The following is a 12,701-nucleotide window of genomic DNA, read 5'->3' on the forward strand; positions in this document are numbered from 1 at the left end:
GGGGAGAGCGGGGCCCTGACCCTGACGGCCCTGCGCCGGGGGCTCGCCGAGTCGGGAAGCCAGGCCATGGTGATGCTGTTGTGGCTGGGATTCGGGGTCAAGGCGGGGGTACTGGGCCTGCATCTGTGGCTGCCCCTGGCCCATCCGGTGGCACCGACCCCGGCCAGCGCCGTGCTCAGCGGGGTGATGGTCAAGGCCGGGGTATGGGGCTGGTGGCAGACCCTGCCCCTGGGACTGGTGGCCCTGCCATTGCCGGGGAGCCTGATGATCGCCCTGGGGCTGCTGGGGGCCTTCCTGGCGGTCCTCTACGGGCTCTTCATGAGTGAGACCAAGGCGGTGCTGGCCTACTCCACGGTGAGCCAGCTGGGCATGCTGGCGGCGCTGACCGGGGCGGCCCTGTACCGCCCCGAGTCGTGGCCTGCCCTGCTGCCGGCGCTGCTGCTCTTCGCCGCGCATCATGGCCTCAACAAGGGCGCGCTCTTCCTCGGCGCGGGCATCGCCCGGCACCCGCCGCGGCTGCCCTTCTGGCTGGTGGGAGCGGGCCTGGCCCTGCCGGCCTGGGCCCTGACCGGCGCCCTGGCCAGCGGCCTGCCCGCCAAGTGGATGATCAAGGCCGGACTCCATGACGGCGGCTGGTCGGGGCTGGCCCTGGCGCTGAGCTGGGCGGCGGTGGGTACCACGGCGTTGATGGCGCGTACCCTCTGGTGTCTCTATCGGGAGTGGCAGCAGGGGGTGGAGGAGGAGGCCGAGCCGGCCTCCCGGGGCATGCTGGTCGGCTGGCTGGGGAGCCTGGCGACGGCCACCCTGCTGCCGGCCTGGCTGGTGCTGCCCGAGGCGATCCAGTTGCCGCCCCGGGGCGAGCTCTGGGGGCTGCTGTGGCCGGTGGGGCTGGGGGGGATCCTGGCGCTGGTGGCCATCCGGCAGCTGCTGGGGCGGCATCCCGCCGTGGAGGCGGCGGTGGCGAGCTGGCGCCCGGGGGATCTCTGGTGGCTGGCGCGGCACCCACTGCGTCGGTGGATGCTTGACCTGAGGCGCGGCCTCGAGGCGCTGCACCAACGCAACGAGCGCTGGCGCGAGGCACGACAGCATTGGGGCGAGCGCCTGATGCGGGGGCTGGATGGCCTGGAAGGCGTGGAAACGCTGCTGCGCTGGCTGCTGTTGCCGCTGATCCTGGGGATGGGGGCCCTGCTGATCTGGGGACTGCCGGTGACGCTACCGCTGGGGTAGGTCGGATACGCCGAAGGCGCATCCGACGTGACGCCAGCTGTCGGAGGCGCGCCTGGCGCTCACCTAGTGTCGGATGCGCTCGCCGTAGGCTCGCTTATCCGACCTACCCGACCGGCGCTGACCTACTCTTCCTCGTCGTAGAGCCAGTCATCCTCGATGGCGCGACGCAGGCGTCGCTCTTCCAGCAGGCTCTCCACCCGGCGACGGGCGCGCAGGGTATCGGCACGGCTGCTGCGTGGGCTGCGTCCGAAGTTGTCGTCATTGACGGCGTCGAGGAAATCTTGCTCGTCGGCGAGGCTGTCGTCGACTCGGTACTCTTGGCTCATGCGATGCCCTCCCATGACCCGGTGGCCATAGCGCCCGGGATCGCCCCGGGCGGTTCCAACGCCATGCTGGCGCCTGACTCGCCTTATAGCGCCAACTGGCTCGGGAGGGCAAGAGGGAAGGGATAACTTTAGGTGTGGCTTATTTTTCGAGCCGCGCCTTGAGTCGCTCCAGCTCCTGCTGGGCCTCGACCCGCTCGGAAACGTCCTTCTGCACGCCGATATAGTAGGTGAGCCGATCATCCTCGTCGTAGACGGGGGTGATCGACAGCTCGTTCCAGAACAGGGTGCCGTCCTTGCGGTAGTTGCGCAGCACCTCGCGGCAGGGACGACCGTCGGCCAGCGCCTGGCGGATCTTGTCGAGGGCGGGCTGGTCCCGGTCATCGTTCTGCAGGAAGCGACAATCCTGGTAGAGGATCTCCTCGGCGCGATAGCCGGTGAGGCGCTCGAAGCCCTGGTTGACGTAAATCAGGATGTTCTCGTCACCTTCCTGCTCGGCCACCACGATGCCATCTTCCGAGGCATCGACGATGCGTTCCAGCAGCTCCGGGCTGATCATGTGCGGTCGTTTCATCCGGGGGTTTCCTTATGGGGACCCATGAATCACCGGGTTGGCCGGTGTCTGCGTATCATGGCCAGGCGAATCGCGCTTTGCAACGCGAGCCGGCCGCTATGGGGCGCTGTCGTCATTCTACTTCCGGTAGCCCTCGGGCGCTGGCGGCGGCGCCCAGGGCGGTCAGTGCCAGCGCCAGCAGCAGCGCCTGGGGACCCAGCCACTGGGCCAGGCCCCCGATGATAGCGCCTACCGCCAGCATCAGCACACCGGTCAGGGTGTTGGAGAGGGCCACATAGAGGGCACGCTGGTCGCTGCCGGCCATGTCGATGAGGTAGGTCTTGCGTCCCAGGCGTACCCCGGCATGCACGACCACCAGGGCCCCGTAGATCAGCGCATAGGGCCAGACGCTGTTCGCCAGGGCCTCGGGCAGGCGGGGTACCAGGGCGGCGGCCAGGCAACAGATCAGGGTGCCCAGGGCCGCCTCGCCCATCACCCGGCGGCTGGAGCGGTCGGCGCGCTTGCCCCAGAGGGGGCTGGCGACCATGCCGGCGAGCCCCGAGATCACCACCAGGATACCCAGGCCGCCCAGGCCGGCGCCGCTCTGGCGCTGGCCCAGCAGGGCGATATAGGGCAGCGCCAGGGCACTGGCCAGCAGCAGGGCACGGCACAGGTTGAAGTGCAGGAAGGCGCGATCCTCGCGCAGCAGGTACAGGCCCTGCCGGATGCTCTCCCAGGCATTCTGGCCCCCCTCCACGGCGCCGGGGGCCTCCTCGATGCGTGCCGCGCACAGCGCATTGAGCCCCCAGCCCAGGGCCGCCACCGCCAGCAGGCCGGCCAGGGCCAGCTCGCCGGGGCGTTCGTCGAAGAGCATCAGGATGGCCCCGGCCAGCAGGGTGGCGCCGCCGGCCAGGCTGCCGCTCCAGCCCATCAGGGTACCGCGGCGCCGCTTGTCGATGGTCTTGCCCAACACGTCCTTGGTGGCCACCGAGGAGAGGCCCCGGGCCAGCGACAGTATCACCAGGGTCGCCAGTACCAGGGCGCCGCCCCAGCCGCCGCTGCCCAGCAGCGCCAGCAGGGCCAGGACCAGCGCGGCCCCGGCCTGAAGCAGGCCGCCGGCCACCCAGACCCACTTGCGGCGGGGCTTGAGGCGAATAAAGCCCGCCACGAAGAGCTGTGGAAGCAGGGCGCCGGCCTCGCGAATGGGAACCAGCAGGCCCACCATCCATAGCGGTGCGCCGATCACCCCGAGTAACCAGGGTAGCACCAGGCGGGCGCTGGAGAGTTCATCGGCCAGCTTGTTGCCGAGCGCCGCCCAGAGGTGGCGGGGACCGTTGCGGGGCTGGACGGTGCAGGCCTCGTCGGGGATGTCCCGGCACATCCGACTGTCGTCGTCGCCGGTGAGCCATTCATAGAGGCGCGATTGGCTGATCTCTGACATGGGGATCTCCGTTAGCGTGCCATGGGGCCCGGCGAGGCTGATATGATGCCCGCATGTGACTCGGGAGGGTATGGATGGAATGGCACGAATTAGAATCCACTATTGTACGCAATGTCAGTGGCTGTTGCGCAGTGCCTGGCTGGCCCAGGAGCTGCTCTCCACCTTCGGCGAGGCCCTGGAGGAGGTGGCACTGGTGCCCTCCCATGGCGGCTACTTCGAGATCTTCTGCGACGACGACTCGCTCTGGGAGCGCAAGCGGGATGGCGGCTTCCCCGACAGCAAGGAGCTCAAGCGGCGGGTACGCGATCGCCTCGATCCCGACCGCGATCTGGGCCATATCGATCGCTGATCCCTTGCCGATACCCCCGCAGGGAAGGAGACCCGCATGACACAGGATCGTCAGGCCATGCTCTATGGCCTCGGGGCAGTGGCCCTCTGGTCCACGGTGGCCACCGCCTTCAAGCTGGCGCTCGGCGAGATGTCCCCATTGGAGCTGATCTGGCTGGCGGTGGGGGTCTCCTGGCTGGTGCTGGGGACCCTGATGCTGCGCCAGGGCCTATTGTCGCAGGCCCTCGGCCGCGGCTGGCGCACCGCCGCCTGGGCCGGGCTGATGAACCCGGTGGCCTACTACCTGGTGTTGTTCGCCGCCTACGACCGCCTGCCCGGCCAGGAGGCCATGGCCCTCAACTACACCTGGGCGCTGACCATGGCCTTCCTGGCGGTACCCATCCTCGGTCAGCGACTGACCCGCACCGACCTGCTGGCGGGGCTGATCGCCTATGCCGGGGTCTGGGTGATCGCCACCCGGGGCGCCATCCTGCGGGTCGATTTCGCCGATGTCTGGGGAGTGGGGCTGGCGCTGGCCTCGACCCTGTTGTGGGCCCTCTACTGGCTGCTCAATGCCCGGGATGGTCGACCCGCCCTGGTGGCCCAGTGGCAGAATTTCAGTGTGGCGCTGCCGGTGCTGACCCTGATCCTCTGGTGGGGGCCCGGCTTCGACGGCTTCGGTCGTATCGGCCTGGCCGCCGGCGTCTATGTGGGGCTCTTCGAGATGGGCATCGCCTTCGTGCTCTGGCAACTGGCGGTGCGCAAGGTGTCGCGTACCGCTAAGGTATCGCTGCTGATCTTCCTCTCGCCGCCGGTCTCCCTGTTGCTGCTCTATTTTATCGTCGGCGAGCCGATCCTGCCCTCCACCCTGGCGGGGCTGGTGCTGATCCTCGCCGGCCTGGGGCTGCAGCAGTGGCAGAAGGCGCCCTGAATTAAAGTCTTCGCTGAGACCGCCGATAGGGCTGTGTAAGCCAAGGTAATTGGCTGTGAATGGTGGTGGTTAGGCCGGTGCGTTAGCGACGCTGCCGATGGCCCCCTGAGGGGGGGCGAGATGCTCGCTTACACGTTAAATAAACGGAAAGGTCAAGGATAAAGTGTTTTCTAATAATAACCATTTTGTTACATTATGTTTCGCTAATGGTGGCTCCTTGCCTCGCTTGTGTGATGGCAGGCGATAGGGAGGGGGTGATAAGAATATCCTAATAATCAACACGGACGTGTCACTGCTCAGTGCGGTGAAACGTCGAGACGAGAGGGAGAATTCTCGATGACGCTGACCTCCGGCCTGCGCCCCACTTTCGCCATGCGCCTAGCCCCCCTGGCCCGTGCCACCGCCTTGGCCTCCAGTTGCCTGGTGCTGGGCGGGCTCTCCACCGCGGCCTGGGCCCAGGCCGGTAACGAGCAGTTGCGCGAGGTGGCTCAGCAGGCCCTGACCAACAACCCCCAGGTGCAGTCGGCCTACCATGGTTTCCTGGGCGCCGAGCACCAGGTGGACGTGGCCCGCGGTGGCTATCTGCCGAGTATCGATGTGACCGCGGGCATCGGCCAGGAGAGCCGCGAGGGTGATGGCCGGGGCAGCTTCGACTCGGACTTCGCCGAGATCTCCCTGACCCAGATGATCTATGACGGCTTCGCCACCCACAGCGAGGTGGAGCGGCTCGACCGGGCCAAGCTGGTGCGCTATTACGAGCTGCTCGGCGCCAGCGAGGAGGTCACCCTGGAGGTAACCCGGGCCTATCAGGACGTGCGCCGTTACCGGGAGCTGGTGGAGCTGGCCCGGGAAAACCATGCCAAGCACCTGGAGGTCTTCGAGCAGATCGAGCAGCGGGTGATGGCCGGCGCCGGGCGTCGCGTCGACCTGGAGCAGATCAGCGGCCGCCTGGCCCTGGCCGAGTCCAACCTGATCACCGAGGCGGCCAACCTGCACGACGTTAGCGCTCGCTATCAGCGTCTGGTGGGGGCCCTGCCTGCCGACGCCCTGGCGCCGGCTCCCTCCTTCGACGAAGCCCTGCCGGGCTCTGTCAACGAGGCGGTGCAACTGGCCTACGAAGGCAACCCCGGTTTTCATGCGGCCATCGAGAATATCGCCGCGGCCCGTGCCGAGCGGGATGGCACCCGCTCGGCTTTCCAGCCGCGCCTCGACTTCCGCGCCACCGCCGGCACCAACAACCTCGACGATGTGGCCGGGCGCCGCAATAGCCAGACCGTGGAATTGGTGGCCAGCATGAACCTCTATCGGGGCGGCAGCGACCTGGCCAGCTTCCGCCGCGCCAGCGACCTGGTGGAGCAGGCGAGCAGCCAGCGCGATCTGGCGTGCACCAATGTGCGCCAGACCACCCAGATCGCTTACAACGACACCCGCCGCCTGCGCGAGCAGCTGAATCATCTCAATCAGCATCGCCAGTCCATCGACCGGGTGCGCGGCGCCTACCAGCAGCAGTTCGATATCGGTCAGCGTACCCTGCTCGATGTGCTGGACAGCGAGAACGAGTACTTCGAGGCCAGCCGTGCCTACGTCAATGCGCAGTATGACGTGGCCATCGCCGATGCCCGCACCCTGGCCGCCATGGGCCGCCTGATGCCGACCCTGGGGCTGATGAGCGAGCAGATTCCGACCCTGGCCGAGCTCTCCAGCGAGGGCGTCAGCCTCGACCCGCAGAGCCTCTGCCCGGCAGAAGCACCGACTGGCCTGACCCTGGAGGATTTGCTCGGGAGTGCGCCGGCCACAGGAGCCTTGCCTCCTGAAGCGCCTGGCAATGCTGATCTTTCCTCGCCGGGATATGACACGCCTTCCTCGGAGTTCATGGAGCCGAGTCAGATGGCCTTCGTCCAGGTCGCGGCCTTGAGCTATGCCGACCGTGCCGCCGAGCTCGAAAGGCGTCTGTCTCGTGAGACTCAGCAGGCGGTGCGTATTCAGCCTCAAGGTGGGCTGTACCGTGTTCAGGTAGGGCCGCTGCATCAGGATGAGGTCGCCGAGGTTCAGCGGCGCGTGCGTGAGATGGGCTTCGGTGATGCCTACCTGATCGCCAACTCTTGAACTGTGCCGAGTGCACATAGGTCGATAGATGCCGTTGACCCCAGCTCCATGAACCTGTCCAAGGACGATGTGAAGTGACGACGGATGCGAAGGAAGCGGTGGCGGCGCCCCGGGCGCCCGCCCAGGACGATCTGCTGGGTTGCCTGCAGATCATCGCCAAGGCTCACGATCACGACACCAGCGAGACGGCGCTGGTGGCCGGCCTGCCCCTGGAGGAGGGCAAGCTGACGCCGGGGGTGCTGCCCCGGGCCGCCACCCGGGCGGGGCTGTCGGCGCGCCATGCGCGCGCCTCCCTGGCGCAGATCAATACCGATCTGCTGCCGGCGATCCTGTTGCTGGAGCCCGGCCGCGCCTGCGTGCTGGTGGCGCTGGATGTCGCGGCGGGGGAGGCCGAGGTGCTCTACCCGGAGCTGGGTGACGCCAGCGTACGCCTTGAGCTTGCGGCGCTGGAGTCCCGCTACGCTGGTCAACTGATCTATGTGCGCCCCAAGTTCCGCTTCGATGGTCGCGGCAGCCGGGTCAAGCGGGATCCCAAGGGGCACTGGTTCTGGAGCGTGATCGCCGAGAACCGCCGCCTTTATCGGGACGTGATCCTCGGCTCGGTGATGATCAACCTCTTCGCCGTGGCCATGCCGCTGTTCGTGATGAACGTCTACGACCGGGTGGTGCCCAACCAGGCCACCGAGACCCTCTGGGTGCTTTCCGTGGGCATCTTCCTGGTGCTCTGCCTCGATCTGCTGCTCAAGCTGCTGCGGGCGGCCTTCGTCGACCTGGCCGCCAGTCGCGCCGACGTCACGCTCTCGGCGAGCCTGATGCAGCGTGTGCTGGGCATGCGCCTGGAGGGGCGGCCGGCCTCCACCGGCTCCTTCGCCTCGACCCTGCAATCCTTCGAATCGGTGCGCGGTTTTATCGGCTCGGCCACGGTGGTGGGGCTGGTCGACCTGCCCTTCGTGCTGCTGTTCGTGGCGATCATCGCGGTGATCGGGGTGCCGCTGATCATTCCTATCGTGGCGGGGATCGTCTTCGTGCTGCTCTATGCCCTGGCGGCCCAGAGCAAGCTGCACGAGCTCTCCGAGACCACCTGGCGGGTCAGTGCCCAGCGCAATGCCTCCCTGGTGGAGTCCCTGGGCAGCCTGGAGACGGTCAAGACGCTGCGCGCCGAGAGTCGCTTGCAGGCCATCTGGGAAAAGGCCACCGCCTACCTGTCGCGGACCTCGGCGCAACTCAGGCTGATCAGTACCTCGGTCTCCAGCGTGGCGCTCTGGGCCCAGCACACCGTGGCGGTGGCGGTGATCATCGTCGGCGTCTATCTGATCATCGCCGGCGACCTCTCCCAGGGCGGGCTGATCGCCGCCTACCTGCTCTCGTCCCGGGCCATGGCACCGGTCAGCCAGGCCGCGGCCCTGCTGGCGCAGTATCACCAGTCCTCCACGGCGCTGGCGTCGCTGGACGAGGTGATGAAGACGCCGGTGGAGCGTCCCGAGGAGAAGGCCTTCGTCTCGCGTCCGGTGGTGCAGGGGGCCCTCGAAGCGACGCGGGTCAGCCTGCGCTACCCGGACGAGGAGCGCGAGGCGCTGCGCGACCTGTCGCTGTCGATTCAACCGGGCGAGAAGGTCGCCCTGCTGGGGCGGGTCGGCTCCGGCAAGTCGACCCTCAACAAGCTGCTGCTGGGGCTCTACCAGCCCACCGCCGGCGCGCTCTCCCTGGATGGGATCGATATTCGCCAGTTCGACCCCCTGGAGCTGCGTCGACATATCGGCTACGTGCCCCAGGACGTGGACCTGTTCTTCGGCTCCCTGCGCGAGAATATCGTCGCCGGTGGCGGCAGCGAGGGAGTGGATGACGAGGCCCTGCTCAAGGCCTGCGAGCTCAGCGGCCTGGCACCGCTGGTCAACGGCCATCCCCTGGGCGTCGACCTGCCGGTGGGCGAGCACGGGCAGCGCCTCTCCGGCGGCCAGCGCCAGGCGGTGGCCATCGCCCGGGCGGTGGTCAATGACCCCCAGATACTGCTGCTGGATGAGCCCACCAGCGCCATGGATCATGCCAGCGAGGAGGCCTTCAAGAAGCGCCTCGCCGAGTACGCCGAGGCCAAGACCCTGGTGGTGGTGACCCACCGTACCTCGCTGCTGGCGCTGGTGGAGCGTATCGTGGTGATCGATGCCGGCAAGGTGGTGGCCGACGGGCCCAAGGAGAAGGTCATGGCCGCCCTGCGCAGTGGCCAGATCGGGAGGGCCGGCGCATGAGCGAGACCCGGAACCCATCCGCCGAGCAGAAAGGCTTCGAGGCCATCGGTCGCGTGTCGCAGCGCGCCGGCAAGCCGATGCGCCCGCTGATCGATCGCCTCTTCGCCCGGGGCGTCTCCTCGCTGCACCTCAATCGCGACTGGACCAGCGATGCCGACTGGGCGCGCCTGCAGCAGGAGCCGATGCGTGCCCGAGGGCTCCTCTATGCGGTCATCCTGTCGCTGGTCCTGCTCGGCGTCTGGGCTTACTTCGCCCAGCTCGACGAGGTGGCCCGGGGAGCCGGCCGGGTGATTCCCTCCTCGCAGCTGCAGAAGGTGCAGTCCTTCGACGGCGGCGTGGTGCAGGAGATCCTGGTGAGCGAGGGGCAGTACGTCGAGGAGGGGCAGCTGCTGATGCGTATCGATCCCACCCGCTTCGTCGCCAACTTCCGCGAGAACCGTGCCCAGGCCCAGGCCCTGCAGGCGCGAATCGCCCGCCTCGAGGCCCTGGTCAACGATGAACCCTTCCGGCCCGGGACGGCCTTGGTGGAGGACGCCCCGGCGCTCGTCGCCCAGGAGCGGGAGCTCTACGCGAGCCGTCGCGCCGAGCTGGAGGAGGCTCAGGATATCGCCCGGGACCGCCTCGCGCAGCGCCGGGAAGAGCTCAACGAGGCCCGCTCACGAATGCAGACGGCGGGGCGCGAGCTCTCCATGGCCCGCCGCGAGCTGAACCTGACGCGGCCGCTGCTGGAGGCCGGCGCCGTCTCCGAGGTGGAGGTGCTGCGCCTCGAGCGGGAGGTCTCCCGGGTCAGTGGCGAGCGCAACCAGGCCAGGTCCCAGGTGGCACGCCTGGAGGCGGCGGTGGAGGAGGCCGAGGCCCAGCTGCGCGAGGTGGGGCTGGAGAAGCGCGGCGAGTGGCGGGATCGACTGGCTACCGCCAGTGGTGAACTCTCGGCCCTGAACGAGTCGAGTACCGGCTTGCAGGATCGGGTGCGCCTGGCGGAGATCCGCTCCCCGGTGAATGGCACCGTGCAGCGGCTGCATATCAATACCCTGGGGGGCGTGGCGCAGCCCGGCCAGGACGTGGTGGAGATCGTCCCCGAGGACGAATTGCTGCTGGTGGAGGCGCGGATCGCCCCGCAGGATATCGCCTTCCTGAGCCCCGGGCAGCCGGCGACCATCAAGCTGACGGCCTATGACTTTGCCATCTATGGCGGCCTCGAGGCGGAACTCGAGCATATCAGCGCCGACACCATCACCGACGACAACGACAATACCTTCTATCTGGTACGGGTGCGCGCCCTGGAGGAGAGCCTGGCCGGCTTCAGCCGCCGCGACCTGGCGATCATTCCCGGGATGACCGCCCAGGTGGATGTGATCACCGGCAAGCGCAGCGTACTGGAATACCTGCTCAAACCGATCTTGCGAGGCGCTGGCAACGCCCTTTCCGAAAGGTAAGCACATGGAAAAGACGCTTTTCGTGGTTCGTGGGGACGAGACGCTACCGCGCTGGCAGGCCGCCTTCCCGGACGGCGAGCGCGACACGCTAGAGCGTGTCCGCTCGAGCATCGGGGCCGGCGACCTGGTCTGGGTTTCCGAGCGAGTCGATGAATGGCCGACCCTGGTGCGGCAGTGGAGCCAACGGGGAGCGTCGGTCGTGGTGCTCTCCTATCGGCCCGGTCAGGCCCAGGGGCTCGCGGCCCTGGAGGCCGGTGCTCGAGGCTATATGCATGCCCTGGCCAATGTCGAGGTGCTGCGTCAGGCGGCTACCGTGGTCACCCACCAGGGGCTCTGGGTGGGGCCCGAGCTGCTCTCCCTGGTGGTCGGCTCCAGCTTCCGTGCCATGGGAGGCGCGCCCCGGGCGAGTCGGGAATGGCTCGAGCGCTTGACCGAGCGGGAGCGCGCGGTAGCCCTGGCGGTCGCCGATGGTCAGAGCAACAAGGAGGTGGCGAGGCGGCTGGCGATTAGCGACCGCACCGTCAAGTCCCACCTCAGTGCCATCTTTCGCAAGCTCGAGGTACGCGATCGCATGCAGCTGGTGCTGCGACTCTCCCAGTCGGAGAGCGTCGACTCCTGATGGCATCCCCTCGGATGCTCTCGCTTAGGTTGGAGTCGGTCGGATAAGTGAGCCTATGGCGAGCGCATCCGACAAGGCGTGCTCCTTGGGTGCTCTCGCTTACCCAACCTGCGGCCGCGGCGAGCTCATCTAGGCCATCGGTACGATAGGTTTCTCCCTCTGCTTTGCATAGCATCCTTTATCAGTAATAAAAGGATCGTTTCGTCTTGTCAGGAACGGCCAGGGCTTACGCAAAGGGAAACTCATTATGGCAATGCCTACCATTCTATCGATCACCGGTCAGGCCTGGGCGCGGGATGCCGACGGCAACCTGCGGGAACTGAACGTCGGCGACACCCTGCGTGATGGCGAGGTGTTGGTCACCTCCGATAACGGCAGCGTGCAACTCGACTTCAATGACGGCCTGTCACCCCTGGATATCGGTGGTGGTCAGGAAATTGCCATGACCCCCGAGGTGGATGCCGAGACTCCGCCGGATGTGGAGGCCAGTAGCGTCCAGGACGCCGATCTGGATGCCCTGCTCGCCGCCCTGGACGCAGGCGAGGGCGACCTGCTCGAACTGCTGGATGCCACCGCCGCGGGTGCCGGTGGTGGCGGTGGCGCCAGTGGGGGGCACGACTTCGTGCGCTTGGCACGGGTAGCCGAGGATACGCCGGAAGCCGAACCGGCCTTCGAGTTTTCCGCGGCTCAGCCGGGTCAGGCACCCGATATCGAAGGAGCCGATGCGGCTGGCGCTACCGAGCCGCTGGACATCACTGCCGAAATTACCGTCAGCCTGGCTGACGTCAATGGCAATAACGTCGCCAATGCCCCGATTACTGGCACTACCACTGATGTGGAAGCCGGCCAGACCGTCAACCTGACGATTACCGACGGCACCACGACCGTGACCGCCACGGCCACCGTGCAGGCGGACGGCAGCTATGAAACCACCGCCGACCTGAGCGACCTCACCGACGGCGAGCTGACCGTGACCGCCACGGTGCAGGATCAGGCAGGCAACGAAGCCACCGCCACCGATGCCGCGGATCTCGACACCGAGGCCAGCGCCACCATCAGCATCGACACCATCGCCGGTGACGACGTGATCAATGCCGCGGAAGCCGGCGACGACATCACCATCACCATCACCGGCAGCGTGGGCGGCGACGCCGGCGAAGGCGACAGCGTGACCCTGACGGTGGGTGGCACCGACTACACCGGCACGGTGGACGCCGACGGCAACTACGCCATCGAGGTGCCGGGCAGCGTGCTGGCCGGCGACAACCAGGTCGAGGCCAGCGTCAGCGGCAGCGATGAGGCGGGCAACCCGTTCACCGCCGACACCAGCCGGCCCTATGGGGTCGACACCGAGGCCAGCGCCACCATCACCATCGACACCATCGCCGGTGACGACGTGATCAATGCCGCCGAGGCCGGGCAGACCATCAGCATCACCGGCAGCGTCGGCGGCGACGCCGGCGAGGGTGACAGCGTGACCCTGACCGTGGGCGAT

11 protein-coding genes are annotated in these 12,701 nt (G+C 67.6%); 8 read left to right on the forward strand and 3 right to left on the reverse strand.

The window, feature by feature from the left end; translation table 11 throughout:
• The coding region (locus tag NFU04_RS10240; protein WP_285835141.1) for a proton-conducting transporter transmembrane domain-containing protein at positions 1–1,227 on the forward strand (1,227 nt) is incomplete at its 5' end.
• A 122-nt stretch (positions 1,228–1,349) separates the two neighbouring features.
• Here the strand turns inward: NFU04_RS10240 and NFU04_RS10245 are convergent.
• The 3 genes from NFU04_RS10245 to NFU04_RS10255 all read right to left on the reverse strand — a co-directional run bounded on the left by NFU04_RS10245 (position 1,350) and on the right by NFU04_RS10255 (position 3,544).
• Positions 1,350–1,553, reverse strand: coding sequence for a PA3496 family putative envelope integrity protein (locus NFU04_RS10245; RefSeq protein WP_146802566.1), 204 nt, complete (start codon positions 1,551–1,553; stop codon positions 1,350–1,352).
• A 139-nt stretch (positions 1,554–1,692) separates the two neighbouring features.
• Positions 1,693–2,124, reverse strand: a complete 432-nt coding sequence (locus NFU04_RS10250; RefSeq protein WP_251309343.1) for a PAS domain S-box protein — start codon at positions 2,122–2,124, stop codon at positions 1,693–1,695.
• A gap of 112 nt (positions 2,125–2,236) precedes the next feature.
• The gene (locus NFU04_RS10255) at positions 2,237–3,544 is read right to left on the reverse strand and encodes an MFS transporter (protein WP_251309344.1); all 1,308 of its coding nucleotides are present in this window, start codon (positions 3,542–3,544) and stop codon (positions 2,237–2,239) included.
• A gap of 79 nt (positions 3,545–3,623) precedes the next feature.
• Here NFU04_RS10255 and NFU04_RS10260 point away from each other — a divergent pair, with 79 nt between their 5' ends.
• The 7 genes from NFU04_RS10260 to NFU04_RS10290 all read left to right on the forward strand — a co-directional run.
• A complete protein-coding gene (locus NFU04_RS10260; protein WP_251309345.1) occupies positions 3,624–3,893 on the forward strand; it encodes an Rdx family protein in 270 nt (89 codons plus the stop codon).
• A gap of 36 nt (positions 3,894–3,929) precedes the next feature.
• Positions 3,930–4,802, forward strand: a complete 873-nt coding sequence (locus NFU04_RS10265) for a DMT family transporter (protein ID WP_251309346.1) — start codon at positions 3,930–3,932, stop codon at positions 4,800–4,802.
• A gap of 336 nt (positions 4,803–5,138) precedes the next feature.
• Positions 5,139–6,908: a TolC family outer membrane protein gene (locus tag NFU04_RS10270; protein ID WP_251309347.1), complete on the forward strand. Its 1,770-nt coding sequence runs from the start codon at positions 5,139–5,141 to the stop codon at positions 6,906–6,908.
• A gap of 74 nt (positions 6,909–6,982) precedes the next feature.
• Positions 6,983–9,151 carry a type I secretion system permease/ATPase gene (locus NFU04_RS10275; RefSeq protein ID WP_251309348.1) on the forward strand — a complete coding sequence of 723 codons (2,169 nt, stop codon included), beginning with the start codon at positions 6,983–6,985 and terminating at the stop codon, positions 9,149–9,151.
• Positions 9,148–10,587, forward strand: a complete 1,440-nt coding sequence (locus tag NFU04_RS10280) for an HlyD family type I secretion periplasmic adaptor subunit (RefSeq protein ID WP_251309349.1) — start codon at positions 9,148–9,150, stop codon at positions 10,585–10,587. The genes NFU04_RS10275 and NFU04_RS10280 overlap by 4 nt, the downstream gene beginning before the upstream one ends.
• Positions 10,588–10,591: 4 nt before the next feature.
• On the forward strand, positions 10,592–11,206 hold the full coding sequence (locus NFU04_RS10285; protein WP_251309350.1) for a response regulator transcription factor: 615 nt from the start codon (positions 10,592–10,594) through the stop codon (positions 11,204–11,206).
• Between the two features lie 247 nt (positions 11,207–11,453).
• Positions 11,454–12,701, forward strand: a 1,248-nt coding sequence (locus tag NFU04_RS10290) for a retention module-containing protein (protein ID WP_251309351.1), incomplete at its 3' end; no start/stop codon positions are given.

It is taken from the genome of Halomonas sp. NCCP-2165, from assembly GCF_023708045.1.
Classification (GTDB): Bacteria; Pseudomonadota; Gammaproteobacteria; order Pseudomonadales; family Halomonadaceae; genus Bisbaumannia; species Bisbaumannia pacifica.